The following is a 19601-nucleotide window of genomic DNA, read 5'->3' on the forward strand; positions in this document are numbered from 1 at the left end:
GAGGGAGTTCCTCAACACAAAACAAATCCCCTTTCCAATGCCGTTAGCCGGTTGGAAAGGGGATTCTTGCTTACTTAATTAAAAATATTTCAATTTTTTCTCATAAAAGTGTAACAAAAGGGCCCTCTTTATCGTTGTATTTATAGAAGCAAAAATTCATAATAGTAATTATAGAAAGAAGATAATTCCATTGGACATATCAGTAGGGTAAAATTTTTGTTATTTTTTAGATAAATTAAAAATTGAAAAATAAAGGATTTCGGTCATATTTATGATGAGTTGGAAGGATCTGGCGATTAATTAGCAATCCTAATTTTCAGTGTAGACTTTTGGAGGGAATTTATATGCAAAGAAAAGAAATAATGGCATTTTCAGTTTTTGGATTTCTATTTACCTTTTCACAACTCGTTGAGCATTATTTTCAAATGAAAGTTTCCGTTCTGGCAAAACCTTTCGGAAATCACAGCATTCCGGAGAATATATCTCAACAAATACATGTTTTTCTCAAATATGGAAATATAGCAGGAGTCACGTTCCGTATTTTAACTGTTTTTTTTCTTTTATACGTTGGCTGGAAAGTTGCATATGGATTTCTTGACCTCCGATATGTCATCATCTGGACAATAGGTGTATTTGTTTTTTCAGCGCTACTCAGTTATCTTTTTCGACCGGATGCCTGGGCGATATGGCGTGATCTTGCCCAAAATCTGATTTTTTCTGCTGCATGGATTGGAATTATGAAAATCTATCATGTGGCAGCACAAAAAATGCAATTAAAAAAATAAGGAGACATTAACATGAAAAAAATATTATCTATATTCATATGTGGAGTTATGTTATTTACAACAATGTCAGTAACGCCTGTTTATGCAACAACAAAGAAAACTGTTGATGCAGCAAACAACAGCGAAAACTCTTATCGCATATCTAAAAAATTCACAAGCGTAATTGAGGACTATTTTAAAAATCAGACTGCCTATACTGTCTTAGATGAAACGGGGAATGAAATAAGTAATGCGTTCTATAAAGATAATATTGAAAACTATAATTCCTCCGATTTTGCTGCAATCGAAAAATATATTTCAAATAAGAAAATTTCCTGCTTATCTAAATTTACAGTGACAAAAGAACCTTTAAATATGTCCGGTTCTGGTTTAAACGGAGAGATGACTCCTTATGCGTTTGAGAGACAATATATATCAAAAGAAGATAATTATGTAGCATATGCTAATTCTTCTGCTTATGGGACAATTGGGATTAATTGTACAGCAACGCTAAGTGGATCGTTCATTTATAATGCAAATACAGGAATAATCACAGGATATTCAGGGCCGACTCTTTCTTTTGACTACGAACCTCTGAATTTCGATGATACAAGTTCTCTGAATGTATCTCCTGATAATGTTTCTACGAGTGCAAAGATTCCTTCAAGCAAATACAGCATTACTTTTACAGCGAATTATGATGTGCTTGGTACGTACAATGTAGCATTTCCTCTTACCTTTGCCAAAAATAAAAGAATTACGATGACAGGGGTACCGGAATAACTCAGATGTAAAACAGGGCTTTCTTTTTAGAAACTAAAATCTTAAATCAAAACAGCCGCCATACCGTATGGCGGCTGTAATTTATATTAGGGACATCGAGCTGTCCGTATCGGAGGATGGGAAGCCCGAAAGGTCGGAGGACATCATCTGGGTGGTGTTCATCTGCATCTGGGCGATAAAAAGCTGCAGAAACGCGAGGTAATCGTCATAGGTGAAAGCGGCGCCGGAAGCATCGATTCCGGGGGAAACCGCCGACGGGGAACCGGACGACGGGGAGCCGGTCAGCGCCGAAAGGCCCGTCAATCCCGTCCCGTTAACGGAAGCGTTCAGAAGCGAGCTCAGTTCGGAAAGCGCGTCGGCCGGCGCGGAAACATCCCCGCCCGCTTCGTTCAGCACTTTGGAAATATAAGCCTGCGTCTCTTTGAACGGAGGAATTCCGCCGTACTTGGCGACGTTGCCGCTGCCCGCATTGTAGGCCGCGAGCGCCAGCTTGGTGTCGCCGTCGTACCGGCCGAGCATCTGGCTCAGGTATTTTGCCCCGCCCATGATGTTCTGCTCCGCGTCAAGGGGATTTTCCACCCCCAGCGAGGCGGCGGTTCCCGGCATCAGCTGCATTACGCCCTGCGCGCCGCAGCTTGAAACGGCGTCCGCGTCAAATCCGGATTCCACCTTGGCGACCGCTTTGAGCAGGTTCACCGGGAGATTATATTTTTGGGCGGCGGTCTGGAAGATATCCTCCATGCTGCCCTTTTTCTGTTGGCTGTCCTCTGCGCCGATCGCGTTTTGCAGCAGATTGGAAAATACGGAGGCCGGCGCACTTTTGTTAACCGCTGTGTTTGTGCGGTTCAGAGCGGATATTTGATGATAGTAACCGGAAAGAATACGATTGTCCATGATCATGCTCCACAGTTTATTTTCCTGATATTGGAATCTTTATTTATCATAACGTATTTTGTCGAAAAATCCAACCTTTTTAACAAAAAAATAATTTTTTTCTGATAAAGCGGTTCCCGTGCGGGAAAAAAACCCTTTCCGGGCGCAAAACAGACGCCGAAAAATCGGGCCGGATTCGTATATTTTGCGGGCTGGATTGGCAGAATATTTTTGAAGGAGGTGCCGAAATGACAATATCAAAAGGGGAATACAAAAAGATGGCGGATAAAGCTTCGCCCGGTACGACATACGTGAAAAATACCATTCTCGCGTTTGTGGTCGGCGGCGGTATCTGCACACTCGGACAGGCGCTGGTTAACCTGTATAGGAACTACGGGCTGGAGCTCAAGGACGCGCGCGCGTGGGTTTCCATCAGCTTAATCGCGCTCAGCGCACTGCTGACCGCGCTGAAAATCTACGACAATATCGCAAAGCACGCCGGGGCCGGTACGCTGGTGCCGATTACGGGGTTCGCCAACTCGATCGTCGCCCCCGCCATGGAGTTTAAAAGCGAGGGCTATGTCATTGGAATGGGCGGAAAAATGTTCGTCATCGCGGGTCCGGTGCTGGTTTACGGAATCGCGGCCTCGATCTTATACGGCCTGATTGTATGGTTTTTCCATTTATACTAAGGATGAGGAGGAATGGCTATGCCTACCCGAATCGGCAAATATACGGTTGAACTGACCAGTAAGCCCGTGATTCTCGGTTCCGCCTCGGTTGTCGGCAAAAAAGAGGGCGAAGGGCCGCTCGGACAGTATTACGACCAGTGCCACAACGACACGACGCTGGGGGAGTCAAGCTGGGAAAAAGCGGAAAGCCGCCTGCAGAATGAGGCGGTCGTTCTTGCGGTGGAAAAGGCAAACCTGAAAAATTCGGATATCGACTGCATTCTGGCGGGGGACCTGCTGAATCAGTGCATTTCCTCCACCTTCGGCCTGCGCAGCCTGAACATCCCGTTTCTCGGGCAGTTCGGCGCCTGTTCCACCATGGCGCAGACGCTGGCGATCGCTTCTTTATTCACGGAATCCGGCGCGGCGCGGCGGGCGGTCGCGGTGACCTCGTCCCATTTCTGTTCCGCGGAGCGCCAGTTCCGGTTCCCGCTGGAATATGGCGGGCAGCGGACGCCCACGGCCCAGTGGACGGCTACGGCGGCCGGGGCGATTGTGATGGGTTCCCCGCAGCAGAAACAGGAGGGCCAGGTTGTCGTGGACTCCGTCACCTTTGGACGGATCACCGACTTCGGCATCAAGGACGCGGCAAACATGGGGGCCGCCATGGCCCCGGCCGCGGCGCAGACGCTGATCGATTATTTATCGGACACCGGCGCTTCGCCGAAGGATTTTGACCTGATCCTGACGGGGGACCTCGGAAGCATCGGCAGCGACCTGATGGAAAAGCTGCTGATGAAGGACGGAATCGATATCAGCGCCGTACACAATGACTGCGGGCTGATGATCTACGACATTGAAAAGCAGGACGTCCACGCGGGCGGTTCCGGCTGCGGATGCTCCGGCGCGGTGCTGTGCTCCTATATCATGCAGCAGATGCTGGCCGGAAAGCTGCACAAGGTGCTGTTTCTGGGGACGGGCGCGCTGATGTCGCCCACCTCGTCGCAGCAGGGGGAAAGCATCCCGGGCGTGGCGCATCTGGTCCTTTTGAAAGCGTGACGCAAAAACAAGGGCGGCTCATGGCCGCCCCTGTGTTATTTAACCGATGAATTTTTTCAGAGGGGAGATATCCAGACCGGAACAGGTGCGCAGGAAGCCGTAGAGCTGTTCCGCGATCAGCCTGTTCCCGCCCGGGGTGTCGCTTTCCACGTTCAGCGGCATCAGGGGGTCGTGCACGCTCAGGCGAAGCAGGAACCAGCCGTTTCCGTTCTCTTTGCCGAAGGAAATGCGGATGCCCTCGCGGTTGTCGGGCGCGATCTGCCAGCCCGTTTGCTGTTTGGCGTAAGCCTCCAGATCGGAAATGATCCGGTTGCCGCATTCCCGGAAATTTTCCTCCAGAATCGGGAAGCGCAGCTCGGCGGCCTCCGCCGGTTCCGCCAGCGGCAGGAGCAGGCTTTCCAGCGTCTTTCCCTGTGCGCGCAGCCGGGCCATTTTGATAATGATCTTTGTCACAAGATACGCGCCGTCGTCCAGAAAATAATTTTCGCGCAGGGCGGCGTGGCCGGAGGTCTCAATGGCCAGCGGGCAGTTGACGCCCGTTTCGTTCAGACGGATCGCCTCGTTGATGACGTTTTTATATCCTCTTTTGAAACGGTGGTGCTTCCCGCCCAGCGTTTTTTCAATATAGGTTTTCAGTCCGCTGGAAGTGATGGAATCCGTTACGATGGTGCCGCCCGGGTTGCCCTCGAGCGCAATCGCGGAGGCGATGGCCACCAGCCGGTTGCGGTTGATTTCATCCCCCTTTGCGTCCACCGCGCCGCCGCGGTCCACGTCGGTGTCGAAAATGACACCCATGTCCGCTTTCGCGGCAACGGTCGCCGCGCACACGGACTGCATGGCGGCCTCGTTTTCCGGGTTTGGGATATGGTTCGGGAAGGTGCCGTCCGGCTCCAGAAACTGGCTGCCGTCAGTATCCGCGCCGAGCGGGGCCAGCACGTCCCATGCGTAGAAGCCGCCCGCGCCGTTGCCCGCGTCCACCACGATTTTAAATCCCGCGAGCGGATGCTCGTAGTCCGCGGCGTTCACGCCGGATTTGATTTTTTCTCTCAGGTTCGCGCAGTACCGCGCCATATAATCGACTTTTTCCACTGTTCCGGAGCCGGGCAGGGGCCTTCCTCCCTCCTGCGCGTGCAGCAGAATCTGCTCGATATCCGGTGCGTCCAGGCCGCCGCTTCTGGTGAAAAATTTCAGCCCGTTGCGGTTGAAGGGATGATGGCTCGCCGTGATCTGTATGGAGCCGTCGCAGCCGAGGTCGACTGTGGTCATAAACATGGAGGGGGTGGAGGCCAGCCCGCAGTCCAGCACCCGCACGCCCGCGCCGGTAAGCGAGCGGGTCACCGCCGCCTGAATCCGATCGGCGGAAATGCGGGAATCGTGCCCCACGGCGACGGTCAGCGCGGAAGCGTCCTTTTGGGTAAAGGCTTCAAGCCACAGGACGAAGCCCGCCGCCATTTTTTCAATATTTTCATCGGTAAGGCTGATTTCCTGCCCCGGTACTCCTTCGCTGGCCACTCCGCGGATATCGGTGCCGCTCTTAAATTGTTTCCAATACTTTGTAAGCATCAATCTGTCCCCTTTATGCTGTTATTTGGTCTTATTATAAGCGATTCAGGGATATTTGTAAACGAGGTGTTCACGATCGGAAATTTGATTACAATCAGTAATATTTATAAGATATACAACAAAGGGGAGAACGAAGTGCGCGCGCTGAACGGCGTTTCCCTGTCCATCGACGAGGGTGAATTCGTCGCCATCGTCGGCCAGTCCGGCTCGGGAAAGTCGACCCTGATGAATATTCTGGGCTGTCTGGACACGCCGACCATGGGCGAGTATTATCTGGACGGGGAAAACGTGGCGGGTCTGAGCGAAAAGCGGCTGACGCAGATCCGCAACTGCGAGCTCGGGTTTGTCTTTCAGGGGTTCAATCTGATCGGCGGGCTGGACGCGCTTGAAAACGTGGAGCTCCCCCTGCTTTACCGCGGGATTCCAAAATCCGGGCGCCGCGCCCTTGCGCAGGAGGCCCTTTCGAAGGTCGGGCTGACGAACCGCGAGCACCACAGGCCCGACCAGATGAGCGGCGGGCAGCAGCAAAGGGTGGCCATTGCGCGCGCGATCGCGGCAAAGCCACCCATTATTCTGGCCGATGAACCGACCGGAAACCTGGACTCAAAGTCCGGCGCGGCGGTCATGCGGATATTGAATTCTTTAAATGAAGAAGGGAAAACGGTTGTTTTGATTACGCACGACGAAAAAATTGCCGCTTCTGCGGGCCGCGTGGTACAAATACAGGACGGCCGGATCGTCAGTCAGTAAATTTTTCATCGACAATGGTGTCCCTGAATTTGGGAAGCAGCTCCCGGATATGCTTCAGGTAAAAGAAGCAGTAGTCGTACATCTGGCTGACCGCCTGCATCTGCACGGAGCGGCTGATGGTAATATATCCGCAGCGCGGTTTGAAATACAGGTGCATCGGAAAGCCCCCGTCCTCGCAGGGCTGAAGAAATTTCGCGTGGAGGCGGCGCGCGCCCAGCTTTTCGTAGAACCGGATGCGCCGCTTCTGCCGCTCGGCAAGCTCCGTGTCGGTTTCGGAGACATACTCCACGGAAAACAGGATGCCGTCGAACGGGCCGCAGTATTTCTGCCAGAGTGCGCGAAACAGCGCGCTGCCGTATCCGCAGGCATGGTATTTTTTCAGGACGGCCAGGTAATCCAGCCAGAGAATATTGCTGTCCTCCATCGCATACACCAAAGCGTAGCCGATCAGCTCGTTGTCGGAAAGCCGCCGGAACAGCAGGATTTTATACCGGTCGCCGTTCAGAAGCTGCAAAAACCTTGGATACGGATACAGCTCGCAGGGCGGGAACTGCTGCTTCATGTCCTCGTAAATCATGGGCAGGTCCGTTTTGTCACCCAATACGATGGCGGACCCGGGTGCGAAAGCCATTTTAACAATCTCCTGTCTTGATAGCAAAGTTCCGGATGCGGACTCTGCTAAAGTAATCAATAGGCATTATAGCACATCTGGCCGGAAAACTGCAAGCCGTCCCGGCAGACGGAAGGCATGCCCGCTCATTGACAATCAGGAAGAAAATGTTATAATGGCCTTGGAAGATATTCGTATCACTGACCGGTGAAATTCACCGCCGAAGGAGGTTTATTATGACGTCATCTACGCTTCAACTGCATGATGTGGATGTTCCCGCGTTTTTAAAGGTGCTTGACCAGTGCGAGGGAAACGTCTTTCTGGTAACGCGCGAGGGCGACCATCTCAATTTAAAGAGCAAGCTCAGCCAATTAGTATTGTCTGTGAAAAGCCGGAGGACGAATCCAAGCTTTTCCGCTTCAATCTTTTCGGAACGGAAAAAGCGTAATCGGCAGGAACGAATCTACCGCCTTGGCACGATTCCACCTGGCAAGTTTTTCGACACTCTCGCCGCCCGTGAGGGCGGTTTTTTTAGTACACGGGAACATAAGGAGGAACATTATTGGCACACAGAAAAAATCAGAGAACACCTTTCTGGGTCTCTCTGTTGATTTTTGCCGCAATTTCGGCGGCTATGGCGTTCGGGTCCCGCGGCGGGACGGGGATGGTCGCCGGTCCGGCGCCGCAGAGCTCCTCGGGTGGTGCACAGCCGTCCGGGGCGGAGCAGGACGCCACAAGCGTCTACTTTCTTGACGTAGGGCAGGGGGACAGCGAGCTGATCCGCCTGAAAACAGGCGAAAATATCCTGATCGACACGGGCACCCCGGAAACGGCGCAGGAGCTTGCCGATTACCTGACAGATCTGGGGGTTTCAAAAATCGACTGCCTGATTGCGACGCACCCCCACGCCGACCACATCGGCGGGATGGAGCAGATCGTCGACCGCTTTTCCATCGGGAAGGTCTATATGCCCAGAATCCCCGACAGCCAGATTCCCACCACGGCAACCTATGAAAAGCTGCTGACCGCCATCGACCGGAAGGGGCTGAAAATCACCGCCGCGAAAGCGGGCACGGTGATTTTTGACACCGGGGAGGAAAAACTGGAAATACTGGCTCCGAATTCCGAAAAATACGGCGATCTGAACAGCTATTCCATCGTGACGATGCTTACAAGCGGCGAAAAGCGCTTTCTGTTTACCGGGGACGCGGAATCGGACAGCGAAAAGGAGATGGTGGAAAAGGGGTACGACCTGCGGTGCGACGTTCTGAAATGCGGGCATCACGGAAGTTCCACCTCCACCAGCGCCGCCTTCTTAAAGGCGGCGGACCCGAGCGCGGCGGTGATCTCCTGCGGCCTGAACAACGATTACGGCCACCCGCATAAGGAAGTGGTGGACCGGCTGAAGAAAGCCGGAGTAACTATTTACCGCACCGACCGGCAGAAAACCATTCTGGCGCAATGTGACGGGAAGACGATCCGGTTTACCACGGGGCTGAAATCGGTCGCCGCCGAATAAAGCGGAATCAATCATTTCAAAGGATCATAAAAAAGCGCCTTGAACGGAAAAAACCCGGTTCAAAGCGCTTTTATTTTTTCTGTTTTTAAAAGAGCATTCGCTTACTTTTCTTCGTTGAAAAACTTCTCCCAGTCAAAGTTGCTGTCCTGTACCGGCTGCGCCTGTGATTTCGGGAGAGAATCGCGGTCGGGGGAAGAAACGGACGGATTGCTCCGGTTTAAAAGATCCTGCGGAATGGGCGCGGTTTCTTCCCGATCGGGCTTCACCGGCCTTTTATCCGGCTGCGGCTTCGCGGCGGGCCGGTGTTTTGCGATGGCCCAGGATTTCGCAGCGGGCGCCGGCTCTGCGGCGGCGGGGGCTGCGGCTTCGGCCGAGCTGGACTGAATGTCGGTAAAGGACTGCGTATCGTCGGAAACGGTATCGGTTTGATGCTGCGCCTCGTCGCTGTAGGAGCTGATGTCCTCAAAAGCTACGGGCTCATCGGCTTCCTGAACGCCGCCCGCGGGGGCGAATTTCAGGTTTTGACGGCGTCCCTGAAAAAAAAACTGAAGGTAGATGAACAGGCCGATCCCGCACAATGCAAGAACAATCAGCACAACACCCAAAATCAGAAGCCAGGATACGCCGCCGATCCCCGACGGGGGTTCGGCTTCACTGCTGACGGTACCGGCGGCCGCCACCGTCTCGCTGGAAGAAGAATCTCCGCTGGAAAGAAGCTCGCCCCAATCCTGGGAAGAAAGCACGTCCGGGTCGCTGATGGTCTGCGCCGCCTGAGAAGCTCTTTTTTCCACCTCGTTGGCGTGGGTATCGACATAGTGGTTTACCACCGGCTCCTTGCTGGAAACCGCGGCCGGCTCGGAACTTTCCGGATTACTCACGACGGACTCGGCCTGGCTGTTTTGATCGGGCTGAGAAGATTCCCCCTGTGAATTACCGTCGGGCTGGGACGTCTCTCCCGGCTGGGAAGAAACGTCCCCCTGCGAAGCACCTCCGGGATGGGAAGAACCGCCGCCCGTGGAAACGGAGCTTGTGGTCTCCTGCCCGGGCGGGTCGACCGGAACGGTAGCATTGCTCTCTGCAAAAGCAGTCAGCGTAAACACCGTGACCGCAAAAATCAGTGTCAGAAACACTGTCAGAAATTTCTTCGATTTTATATTCATTATCACAAATCCTCTCAATGCTGATAAGCTGACATAAACATATCATATCATATAATATGGTTCCCATACAACTGTGAATTTTCTGTAAAATTTCCATAGAAATACATTTGCGGCAGAGGAAGATTGAAAAAACGGTTTCAGGATGATATAATTAAAAAATTAGTATGCAAAATGATTTTGGGAGTGCGATTATGGGCGTAATTATCAGCACCGACAGTGCCTGCGACTTGTTTCCCGATTTATATAAGCAGTATCGGGTAGAGATTGTCCCGCTTTATATTACGGTGGAAGGCCGCACCCGCCGGGATGTTTTTGAAATCGGGCCGGACGACCTTTTTGTGGATTACGAGAAAACGCACCGGCTGCCGAAAACGTCGGCTCCTCCGCCCGCCGATTTTTTTGAACTGTTCAAAAAGCAGGTGGAGAACGGAAACGATGTGGTCCATATCGCGATGAATTCCAAATTTTCCTCGTCCTATCAGAACGCCGTGATCGCCGCGCAGGAATTCGACAACGTTTATGTGGTGGACACCTTTACGCTGAGCTCCGCTCAGGGCCTTTTGGTGCTCCGGGCCGCCGACATGCGCGACGCGGGGATGTCGGCGAAAGAGATTTTTGACAGGATCGAAACAGACAAAACCAAAATGCGAACCAACGTGCTTCTGGATACGCTGGAATTTGCCTACCGGGGCGGACGGGCCACCATGCTGCAGATGTTCGGGGCAAACCTGCTGAAGCTGCGCCCATGCCTTCTGCTGGACACCCACGGCGTGCTTTCCGTGCGGCGGAAATTCCGCGGAAATTTCGCGCAGGTCTGCAAGGAATATATCCGTTTTGTACTGGAGCAGCCGAATATGGACGACGAGCGCGCGTTTGTTTCCACCACGGGGATGGACCGGTCGCTTTTTGACAGCGTTGTCAGGATGGTGAAGGAAAGCGGGAAGTTCCGGCAGGTCCTCACCTCGCGCGCGGGATGCAGCATGACGGTCCACACGGGCCCCAACACGCTTGTTTTGTTTTACAAGGAAAAATAGGAGGAGCTATGCAGCGAAAGGTAAAAATTGTAGCCGACAGCACCTGCGACCTGAACGCACAGATGCTGGAGCGCTACCGGATTGAAGTCATTCCGCTCAACGTGAATCTGGGCGACAAGTCCTATCTGGACGGGGTAACCATCCATACGCCGGACCTGTTCGAATATTATAAAAAGACCGGACAGCTTCCCACCACCTCCGCGCCGACTCCCGCGTATTACGAGGAGTTCTACCGCAGGTGGACGGATGAAGGCTGGGAGGTCGTGCATTTCAGTATCAGCGCGGAGCTGACCGTGACGCCGAATATCGCGAAGATGGCCGCCGAAAAGTTTGACGGCGTTTATCCCGTGGACTCCCGCAACGTGTCCAGCGGCATGGGCATCCTTGCCGTGAAGGCGGCCGAACTGCGCGATCAGGGATATTCCGCGGCGGAGATCGCACAGCGGATCGGGGCGATGACCGGGAAGGTCCGCACCACCTGCGTGATCAGCACGCTGCTTTATATGTATAAGGGCGGGCGCTGCACCGGGGTGCAGGCGCTGGGCGCGAACCTGCTGAACCTGAAGCCCTGCATCGACGTGAAGGACGGCAAGATGGGCGTCGCCAAAAAGTACCGCGGAAGCCTGAAATCGGCAGTCTGCAAGCTGGCGGAGGACAGGCTGAAGGGCGCGGAAAACATCGATCTTTCCCGTCTGATCATCGCCCACTACGACGTGGACAATGAAACCATTGAAGCGGTCAGACAGAAGATCATGGAATACCAGAATTTTGAGGAAATCGTGGTCGGGGACTGCGGCTGTTCCGTTTCGGTTCACTGCGGGCCGGGGACCTTCGCCATTGTTTATATGGAAAAGTAAGTGAAAAAATGACCGCCGGAGAAATGGTGTGCACCCCGTCAAGAGGACAATGAAAAAATAAAAAGATTTTTAGGACTGCTGTCCGCCGGAACCGGCGGGCAGCAATTTTTACGCAGCTTTTGCGTACTGTGCATGGAACTCCATGGGTGTCATAACAGACAATCGGCGCTGCAGTCGCCGGTAGTTGTAAAAGTAAATATACTCTGAAATGGCTTGCGTGATCTGTTTCCGGTCGGTGAATTTGCGTCCATAGTACATTTCCCGTTTGAGGATACCCCAAAAGCCTTCCATCGGCCCATTGTCAATACAGTGCGCCACTCTGGACATGCTTTGCTTCATCTTGGCGGCATGCAATTTCGAGTGAAAAGAACGGCTGGTATACTGGTACCCCCGGTCACTGTGAAATAGCGGGTGTGCGTCCGGATTAGCGGCCACGGCAGCATCCAGCGTATTGAATACCAACCTGTTGTCATTATGATCGCCTACGGCATAGGCAACGATGCGCCGGTCGTACAAGTCCAGAATAGCGCTCAGATAAACCTTGCGGATTTCCGGGCCGATGAAATACTTGAATTCCGTTACATCGGTCAACCATTTTCGGTTCGGAGCGTCCGCATAAAATTTGCGGTTCAAATAGTTTTTGGCAATGTATTCCGGCGATGCCGCACTTTTTGTGCACCCGTGCCGACGGTATTTGACGCTGGACTGAATATGAAGTGCACGGTCGATGCGGAGTACTCGCTTGTCGTTGACATGAATGCCATGATGCCTGTCCAACTCATCCCGTATTCTGCGGTATCCCATATCCGTATGCAGGCTATGGATTTTCTCGACCTCGCCTGCGATGAGTTCGTTTTCCAACTCGCGGCTGCTTTTCGGGTGCTTCAGCCATCTGTAATACGCCGAGCGCGTGATGTGCAGAAAGCCGCAGAGTTTCCAAACAGGGAATACCCGTTCCGCAGACAGCGTGCTTACCGCGCCGTAAGCCGCCGGATGCCTGATGAAGCTCAACGTCGCCTCCTCTCCAATTCCTTCACTTTTTTTAACAGAGCGTTCTCCATTTCCAGATCATAGTTTTTCCGTTCAAGCTGAGCAACCTTGTCTCTGAGTTCTTCTTCCGGCGTCCGGCTCGGAAGCGTCCCGGCCCGGTGTCCCCGCCGGTCCTCCAGCCCCGCCCTGCCCATATTTCGGTATTTCCTCGTCCAGGTGTAAACCTGCTGGTAAGAAACTCGATACTTAAGCGCTGTACCGCCGTAATCATTCCCGTTGACGATACACGCTTTTACGATCTCCATCCGTTCTTTCGCGGTTGTATCCCGGCCCTTCGTCATGCGACTCCCTCCCGTATGTATCCTGAAGTCTTCATGACAATTATATACCCTCAGCCAATCCCTGAGCTGCCGGGTATCACGGATTCCGTACTTTTCGCAGATTTCCTGAAGAGAACCTTTCCCAGCAAGATAATCCAAAACTGCCGATAGTTTCGTTTCCTTGCCGTATGCCCGGTCGTGTCCGTGGGTCAGAAACCCCGCAGGCCCTTCCGTCTTGTACCGACTGACCCAACGCGCAATCGTCTTGCAATCTACTCCCGCCTGTTTTCCTGCTTCGCTGTATCCAATTTTGCCTGACAAATACAATTCTACAATACGGATCTTTTCTTCGGCTGTTGTCTTCTTCCTATTCGGCATAATTTTACCCCCAGACTGAAGAACAGTGCTTTTTTATTTCACTGTCCTATCTGGGGGTAGCATATCAAAACCTCCGGCGGTTTTTCCGTTATAGAGGCTGTGTGGGTTCGCTGTTCGCCAGAAGGATATCCCGGGCCAGCTCCTCCAGCTGCTCCCAGCTTTCCAGAACTCCCGCCCGGCGGCGGAACGACGCGGCGTTTTTCATCCCTTTCAGGTACCAGCCCACATGCTTGCGCGCCTCGTTCATGGCGCGGCGCTCGCCCTTGTATCCGCACATCAGCCGGATATGCCGCAGCATGACCAGGATGCGCTCATGGATATCCGGCGGAGGGACGATCCGGCACGAATCGGTCAGGTAGGCGTTGATCTGTGAAAAAATCCACGGGTTGCCCAGCGCCCCGCGCCCGACCATCACCGCGTCGCAGCCGGTCTGCTCCAGCATCTGCGCGGCGGCCTTCGCGGAAACAACGTCGCCGTTTCCGATCACGGGGATGCCGACCGCCTGCTTGACCCGGCGGATGATTTCCCAGTCCGCGCCGGGGGCGTACATCTGCTCGCGCGTGCGGCCGTGGACGGTGACGGCGTCCGCACCCGCGGCCTCGCAGATTTTAGCGACTTCCACCGCGTTGACGCTGCCGCTGTCCCAGCCCTTGCGTATTTTCACCGTGACCGGTACGGGGACGGCGCTTTTGACCGCCGCGACGATTTCCCCGCAGAGTCCGGGGTTTTTCATCAGCGCGCTGCCGGAGCCGCTGCAGCTCACCTTCGGCGCGGGGCATCCCATGTTGATGTCGATCACATCCGGGCGGTACTCCATCGCCTTTTTTGCCGCCTGTGCCATCACGGCGGGCTCGCTCCCGAAAAGCTGGATGCCCGCCGGGCGCTCTGCGCCGCTCAGCTCCATCAGTTCGCCGGTCTTTTTGTCGTTGAACTGAAGCCCCTTCGAGCTGACCATTTCGCTGACCGCATAGGAGGCCCCGAACCGCACGCAGGTCTCGCGGAAAGCCCGGTCGGCCACGCCGGCCATCGGCGCGAGCACGGCGAAGCCATCTATCTGTAAATTGCCGATTTTCATGCAAAATTCCTTTCCGTTTTAAAATCCGCGTTCATTATAACACTTATTTTTTTCTTTGGAAAGTGCTATAATACCAATGTATATGTTTGAAAAGAGGCGGGGCTTTCCGGCCGGCGATGCTGCTTTCCGGTCCGCCCGCAGACGATACCGCTGAAAAAGGAGAACAACATGAAGCTGCTTGTACTTGACGGAAACAGCATATTGAACCGCGCGTTCTACGGCATCCGCCTTCTGACCACGAAGGAAGGCATTTTTACCAACGGAATTTACGGCTTTCTGACCATGCTGCAGAAACTGAAAAACGAAACCGACCCCGACGCGGTGGCCATCGCGTTCGATATGCGCGCGCCGACCTTCCGCCACAAGGAATACGCGGGTTACAAGGCGCAGCGCAAGGGGATGCCCGAAGAGCTGGCCCAGCAGCTTCCCAATCTCAAGGAATTGCTGCGGCTTTTAGGCTACCGTCTGGTGGAGTGCGAGGGCTTTGAGGCCGACGATATTCTGGGCACGCTGGCGCACCGTTGCAGCGAAACCGGGGACGAGTGCATTCTCGCCACCGGCGACCGCGACAGCCTTCAGCTGGTCGGGCCGCGTGTCAGCGTCCGGCTTGCCGCGACCAAATTCGGCCAGCCGCAGGTCACGGTTTACGACGAGGCCAAAATTATGGAGGACTACGGCGTGACCCCGAAGCAGCTGATCGACATCAAGGCGATTCAGGGGGATTCGTCGGACAATATTCCGGGCGTCGCGGGCATCGGCCCGAAGGGCGCGGGCGACCTGATTCAGAGATATCACGATCTGGATTCCATTTATCAGGAGATCGATACGCTCGATATCAAGGAGGGAATGCGCCAGAAGCTGATCAGGGACAAGGAGACCGCCTATCTGAGCCGCTACCTCGGGACCATCCGCACGGACGCGCCGGTCGATACGGAAATTTCCCACTATATTCCGCAGCCCTGCGACAATGACGCCGCCGCGCGCCTGATGGCAAAGCTCGAATTTTTCTCGCTGATCGACAAAATGGGCCTGCGCGAACCCGCTGCTTCTCCGGAGGCGGAGAAAGCGGAGGAAGCCGCGCCGGGCGTTGCGGAAAACACCGACCCGGCCGCGCTTTTGAAGGGACTGCAAAAGGCGGGCCGCGCCGACTTTATCGCGGAGGATGACGGTGGGAACCTGAAACTGTATCTCAACAGCGGCAGCCGGATTCATGTGATCGACGACGCCGGATGGATCAAACGGCTCTGTGAGGACGAAACCATCCGCAAGAATACGCATGACATCAAACCGCTTTACGCCGCGCTGCTGGCGCGGGACATCGTGCTGAAAAACCCCGGGATCGACACGATGCTGGCGGCTTACCTGCTCAATCCGTCGGCGTCCGGCTACGAGCCGTCCCGGCTGGCGCAGGAGTACGGCGTTGCCCTGACCCGGCAGGAGGACGCCCTGCTGACGGACGCTTGTGTGATGCCCGCGCTTGCGGACGTGCTGGCCGGTGAAATCGGGAAGAAAAACCAGACGGAGCTGTTAAATAACATCGAAATGCCCCTGGCGGAAGTGCTGGCCCGCATGGAAACCGTCGGCTTTGCCGTGGACAAGGACGGCATCCGCTCGTACGGAGAGGTTTTACAGGCACAGATCGACACGATCCAGACGCAGATTTATGAAACGGTCGGCTATGAATTCAATATCAATTCCCCCAAACAGCTGGGCGAGGCGCTGTTTGAAAAGCTGGGGCTGAACCACGGGAAAAAGACGAAAACCGGCTATTCCACAGCGGTGGAAATTCTGGAAAACCTGCGCTATGAGCACCCGGCGGTGGAGCTGGTGCTGAATTACCGCAGCTTGGCAAAGCTGAAATCCACCTACTGCGAGGGCCTTTTAAAGGTGATCGCGCCCGACGGGAGAATCCATTCCAATTTCAACCAGACGGAAACGCGCACGGGCCGCATCAGTTCCACGGAGCCGAATCTGCAGAACATCCCCGTGCGCACCGACCTCGGCCGGGAAATGCGCCGTTTCTTTGTCGCGCGCGAGGACTGGGTGCTGGTGGACGCGGATTACTCCCAGATTGAGCTGCGCGTTCTGGCGCACGTTGCCAATGACAAAAATATGATACAGGCGTTTTTGAATAACGACGATATCCACCGCAGCACGGCGGCACAGGTGTTCCATATGCCGGAGCAGATGGTTACCCCGGTGATGCGCAGCCGCGCCAAGGCGGTCAATTTCGGCATTGTGTACGGGATCGGCGCGTTTTCCCTTGCGAAGAACATCCATGTTACGCGCAAGGAGGCCGACACCTATATCAAGGATTACCTTGCCCACTATTCCGGGATCGACCGGTATATGAAAGAGGTCGTGGCGCTGGCGAAGGAAACCGGCTACGCCGAGACCATGTTCGGCCGCCGGCGCTACCTGCCGGAGCTGACCTCCAGCAATTTCAACATGCGCTCGTTCGGCGAGCGGGTGGCGCGCAATATGCCGATCCAGGGCGCCGCCGCCGATATCATCAAAATCGCGATGGTGAAGGTGGAAAAGCGGCTGGAGAAAGAGGGCATGCGGTCGCAGCTGATTTTGCAGGTACACGACGAACTGATTGTGGAGTCCCCGAAGGATGAGGCGGAAAAGGCCGCGCGGATTCTGACGGAGGAAATGGAGAACGCCGTTTCGCTCTCCGTGCCGATGGTGGCCGAGGCGAAAATCGGAAAAACGTGGTACGAGGCGAAGGCATGACTATTTTCACCTGCCCCGTCTGCCGGGAAAAGCTGGACAGGCTTGCGAAAGCCTACGTCTGCAAAAACGGGCACAGCTACGATATTGCGGGGGAGGGCTATGTCCACCTCCTGCCGCCGAACAAAATGCACGCCAAAGTACCCGGCGACAATCAGGAAATGACCGCGTCGCGCCGCCGCTTTCTGGAATCCGGCGCCTACCGGCTTTTCAGCGATAAGCTCAACGAGCTGGTGCGCGCATATTCCCGGACAAAAAGTCCAATCCTCCTTGACGCGGGCTGCGGGGAGGGCTACTATACCGGGCGGCTGTGCGACGACCTGCTTTCCCACGGGTTTGCCCCGCGGGTCTTCGGGTTTGATATTTCCAAGTTTGCGGTAAAGGCCGCGGCGAAAAAATATAAATCGATTTCCTTCGCCGTCGCCAGCAGCTTCGCCATCCCGGTTTCGGACGGCGCGGCGGATTTTGCTCTGGACGTGTTCGCGCCGGTGGTGGAAAGCGAGCTGAACCGTGTGCTCAAACCGGGCGGAACTCTGATTTTAGCCGTGCCGGGTCCCCGCCATCTGTACGGGTTAAAGGAAATCCTGTACGACGAGCCCTATGAGAACGAGTCCTTTGAGGCGGATTACGGCGGATTTGCCTTTATCGGCCGCGTGCCGGCACAGACCGACGCCGCGATTTCCGGAGCGTTGATTCAGGACCTGTTCGCCATGACGCCCTATTTCTATAAAACCGGGGCGGAGGGCGTACGGCGGCTGAAACAGGTGCAGACGCTAAAAACGCATCTCGAATTTGATTTTCTAATCTATGAAAAGGTGGGAGAAAATTGCGCAGGCGCAAAGAGCTGACAAACGAACAGTTTGAAAACATGGGCTTCCTTGTTCTGATCACGGTGCTGGCCCTGCTGTGCCGTTTTCTGCTTTTCCCGTTTGAATCGGGGGATTACCACCAGTTTTTGCAGGGATGGTATACCTCGCTGAAGGGAAACGGCGGCTTTGCGGCGGTGGGGATGGATATCGGCGACTATATGCCGACCTATCTTTATCTGCTTGCCGGGTTTACCTATCTTCCCGTTTCCGGGCTGACCGCCATTAAGCTGGTTTCCAGCCTGGCGGACATTGTTCTGGCCGTTTACGTGATGAAAACGGTCCGGCTGAAGTATGAAGACCCCCTGTACGGAGGAATGGCTTACGCGGCTGTCCTGTTCCTGCCGAGCGTGGTGCTGAATTCGGCCGTCTGGGGACAGTGCGACGCAATTTTTACCGCCGCACTCGTCGCCTGTGTATACTATTTCATGCTGGATAAGGAATATCAGGCGGTCGCCGCCTTTGCCGTCGCGTTTATCTTTAAATTGCAGGCGGTGTTTCTGGCGCCGTTTTTGCTGCTCCTGCTCATCAAGCGCAGGGTGCGCCTCAGCACTTTTCTGATGATTCCGTTCGTGTACCTGCTGGCCATCCTTCCCGCCATGTTTCTGGGGCGCAGCATGCGGGAACTTCTGACGGTGTATTTTTCCCAGGCGGGGCAGTATAAGATGATTGCCATGTTCCTGCCGAACCTGTACACCTGGCTGCCGGAGGACACGCCGGAGTACATCAGCGCCGCCGCGGTGATCCTGGCCGGCGCGCTGACCATTGCCGCGCTTTTCTATCTGTATAAGAGGAAGTTTGTTTTTACGGACGAATTGTTTGTTTCGCTGGCGCTCTTTTTCGCGCTGTTTTTACCGTTCATCCTCCCGCATATGCACGAGCGGTATTTCTATCTGGCGGATATCCTGTCGGTCGTCTTCGCGTTTTATTTTCCGAAGATGCTCTATGTGCCGGTGGTCACGGTGCTGAGCTCCACCTACGCCGTCTGCCACAACCTGTTCAACACGGACTTTTTCAGCGTGCAGCTGCTGGCGGTCATGATGCTATTTATTCTGATACAGGTCGCAAGGCACGCGGTGCGTCAGATTGACCTGCAGTCGGAGCAGCCGGGGCAGGTGCCGGGGTGAGCGGGGCGCGGATCGTGCCGATGGGCGAGAAGCACCTTGGCGCGCTGGAGAAGATCGACGCCCTCTGCTTTTCGGACCCCTGGACGCGCGAAGGGCTCCGCGCGGAGCTCTCCAGCGATACGGCCCGGTTTGCCGCGGCGGAGTGCGGGGGGGAAACCGTGGGCTGCGCGGGCATGCACTGCGTCTGCGGGGAATGCTATATCGACAAGGTCTGCGTCCACCCCGGCTTTCGCCGGAGGGGGATCGCGCGGGCGCTGGTGCGGTATTTAATAGAGGACGCGGTCAGGAACCATGCGGAATTCATCACGCTGGAGGTGCGGCGGAGCAACGATGCCGCCGTCGCGCTTTACGCCGGGCTCGGCTTTGAGCCGGTCGGGGTCAGGAAGGATTTTTACACGTCACCGAAAGAGGACGCGCTGCTGATGACGAGATTTTTTCAGAATAAAGGATGAACGCTCCGGTTTTCCGT

20 protein-coding genes are annotated in these 19601 nt (G+C 54.7%); 13 read left to right on the forward strand and 7 right to left on the reverse strand.

Annotation, left to right across the window (positions count from 1 at the left end):
- The first annotated feature begins 344 nt into the window (after positions 1–344).
- Both VXK30_RS01395 and VXK30_RS01400 read left to right on the forward strand, forming a co-directional pair.
- Complete coding sequence (locus VXK30_RS01395) at positions 345–785, forward strand: hypothetical protein (protein ID WP_275717697.1); 441 nt, start codon at positions 345–347, stop codon at positions 783–785.
- A gap of 12 nt (positions 786–797) precedes the next feature.
- Entirely contained in the window at positions 798–1547 is a 750-nt protein-coding gene (locus tag VXK30_RS01400) for a hypothetical protein (RefSeq protein WP_275717696.1), read from the forward strand.
- 81 nt (positions 1548–1628) lie between these two features.
- Here VXK30_RS01400 and VXK30_RS01405 read toward each other — a convergent pair whose 3' ends face one another.
- Positions 1629–2441: a lytic transglycosylase domain-containing protein gene (locus tag VXK30_RS01405; RefSeq protein ID WP_275717695.1), complete on the reverse strand. Its 813-nt coding sequence runs from the start codon at positions 2439–2441 to the stop codon at positions 1629–1631.
- Positions 2442–2668: 227 nt separating this feature from the next.
- Here VXK30_RS01405 and spoVAC point away from each other — a divergent pair, with 227 nt between their 5' ends.
- Complete coding sequence (gene spoVAC, locus VXK30_RS01410) at positions 2669–3112, forward strand: stage V sporulation protein AC (protein WP_275717694.1); 444 nt, start codon at positions 2669–2671, stop codon at positions 3110–3112.
- 18 nt (positions 3113–3130) lie between these two features.
- A complete protein-coding gene (spoVAD, locus tag VXK30_RS01415) occupies positions 3131–4150 on the forward strand; it encodes a stage V sporulation protein AD (protein WP_275717693.1) in 1020 nt (339 codons plus the stop codon).
- Between the two features lie 39 nt (positions 4151–4189).
- Here the strand turns inward: spoVAD and VXK30_RS01420 are convergent, their stop codons facing one another.
- On the reverse strand, positions 4190–5713 hold the full coding sequence (locus VXK30_RS01420; RefSeq protein ID WP_275717692.1) for a phosphomannomutase/phosphoglucomutase: 1524 nt from the start codon (positions 5711–5713) through the stop codon (positions 4190–4192).
- An 84-nt stretch (positions 5714–5797) separates the two neighbouring features.
- On the opposite strand from VXK30_RS01420, the gene VXK30_RS01425 reads away from it, so the two are divergent.
- Positions 5798–6463, forward strand: coding sequence for an ABC transporter ATP-binding protein (locus tag VXK30_RS01425; protein ID WP_442868022.1), 666 nt, complete (start codon positions 5798–5800; stop codon positions 6461–6463).
- Here VXK30_RS01425 and VXK30_RS01430 read toward each other — a convergent pair.
- Complete coding sequence (locus VXK30_RS01430) at positions 6453–7094, reverse strand: GNAT family N-acetyltransferase (protein ID WP_275717691.1); 642 nt, start codon at positions 7092–7094, stop codon at positions 6453–6455. The two genes, VXK30_RS01425 and VXK30_RS01430, sit on opposite strands and share 11 nt — an antisense overlap.
- Positions 7095–7309: 215 nt before the next feature.
- On the opposite strand from VXK30_RS01430, the gene VXK30_RS01435 reads away from it, so the two are divergent.
- Both VXK30_RS01435 and VXK30_RS01440 read left to right on the forward strand, forming a co-directional pair.
- On the forward strand, positions 7310–7684 hold the full coding sequence (locus tag VXK30_RS01435; RefSeq protein ID WP_275717690.1) for a hypothetical protein: 375 nt from the start codon (positions 7310–7312) through the stop codon (positions 7682–7684).
- Positions 7636–8592, forward strand: a complete 957-nt coding sequence (locus VXK30_RS01440) for a ComEC/Rec2 family competence protein (RefSeq protein ID WP_275717689.1) — start codon at positions 7636–7638, stop codon at positions 8590–8592. Before VXK30_RS01435 ends, VXK30_RS01440 begins: the two co-directional genes overlap by 49 nt.
- A 101-nt stretch (positions 8593–8693) precedes the next feature.
- On the opposite strand, the gene VXK30_RS01445 is transcribed toward VXK30_RS01440, so the two are convergent.
- The gene (locus tag VXK30_RS01445) at positions 8694–9752 is read right to left on the reverse strand and encodes a hypothetical protein (RefSeq protein WP_275717688.1); all 1059 of its coding nucleotides are present in this window, start codon (positions 9750–9752) and stop codon (positions 8694–8696) included.
- A gap of 191 nt (positions 9753–9943) precedes the next feature.
- Here VXK30_RS01445 and VXK30_RS01450 point away from each other — a divergent pair, with 191 nt between their 5' ends.
- Both VXK30_RS01450 and VXK30_RS01455 read left to right on the forward strand, forming a co-directional pair.
- The gene (locus VXK30_RS01450; protein ID WP_275717687.1) at positions 9944–10786 is read left to right on the forward strand and encodes a DegV family protein; all 843 of its coding nucleotides are present in this window, start codon (positions 9944–9946) and stop codon (positions 10784–10786) included.
- A gap of 8 nt (positions 10787–10794) precedes the next feature.
- Positions 10795–11643: a DegV family protein gene (locus VXK30_RS01455; protein ID WP_275717686.1), complete on the forward strand. Its 849-nt coding sequence runs from the start codon at positions 10795–10797 to the stop codon at positions 11641–11643.
- 108 nt (positions 11644–11751) lie between these two features.
- Here the strand turns inward: VXK30_RS01455 and VXK30_RS01460 are convergent, their stop codons facing one another.
- From VXK30_RS01460 to dusB, 3 genes are all read right to left on the reverse strand, one after another.
- Entirely contained in the window at positions 11752–12654 is a 903-nt protein-coding gene (locus tag VXK30_RS01460) for an IS3 family transposase (RefSeq protein ID WP_329493117.1), read from the reverse strand.
- Complete coding sequence (locus tag VXK30_RS01465; RefSeq protein ID WP_329493119.1) at positions 12651–13331, reverse strand: helix-turn-helix domain-containing protein; 681 nt, start codon at positions 13329–13331, stop codon at positions 12651–12653. The genes VXK30_RS01460 and VXK30_RS01465 overlap by 4 nt, the downstream gene beginning before the upstream one ends.
- An 88-nt stretch (positions 13332–13419) precedes the next feature.
- Positions 13420–14406: a tRNA dihydrouridine synthase DusB gene (gene dusB, locus VXK30_RS01470; protein ID WP_275717873.1), complete on the reverse strand. Its 987-nt coding sequence runs from the start codon at positions 14404–14406 to the stop codon at positions 13420–13422.
- A gap of 168 nt (positions 14407–14574) precedes the next feature.
- On the opposite strand from dusB, the gene polA reads away from it, so the two are divergent.
- Genes polA through rimI form a run of 4 tightly spaced genes read left to right on the forward strand, consistent with a single transcriptional unit; the run spans position 14575 to position 19584 of the window.
- A complete protein-coding gene (gene polA / locus VXK30_RS01475) occupies positions 14575–17142 on the forward strand; it encodes a DNA polymerase I (protein WP_275717874.1) in 2568 nt (855 codons plus the stop codon).
- Entirely contained in the window at positions 17139–17987 is an 849-nt protein-coding gene (locus tag VXK30_RS01480; RefSeq protein WP_275717875.1) for a putative RNA methyltransferase, read from the forward strand. Before polA ends, VXK30_RS01480 begins: the two co-directional genes overlap by 4 nt.
- Positions 17966–19132 (forward strand): hypothetical protein, encoded by a 1167-nt coding sequence (locus VXK30_RS01485; protein WP_275717876.1) that lies wholly within the window; start codon positions 17966–17968, stop codon positions 19130–19132. Before VXK30_RS01480 ends, VXK30_RS01485 begins: the two co-directional genes overlap by 22 nt.
- Positions 19129–19584 carry a ribosomal protein S18-alanine N-acetyltransferase gene (gene rimI, locus VXK30_RS01490; protein WP_275717877.1) on the forward strand — a complete coding sequence of 152 codons (456 nt, stop codon included), beginning with the start codon at positions 19129–19131 and terminating at the stop codon, positions 19582–19584. The genes VXK30_RS01485 and rimI overlap by 4 nt, the downstream gene beginning before the upstream one ends.
- Positions 19585–19601: the final 17 nt, after the last annotated feature.

Origin of the sequence: Caproiciproducens sp. CPB-2, from assembly GCF_036287215.1 — a bacterium.
Taxonomy (GTDB): Bacteria; Bacillota; Clostridia; order Oscillospirales; family Acutalibacteraceae; genus Caproiciproducens.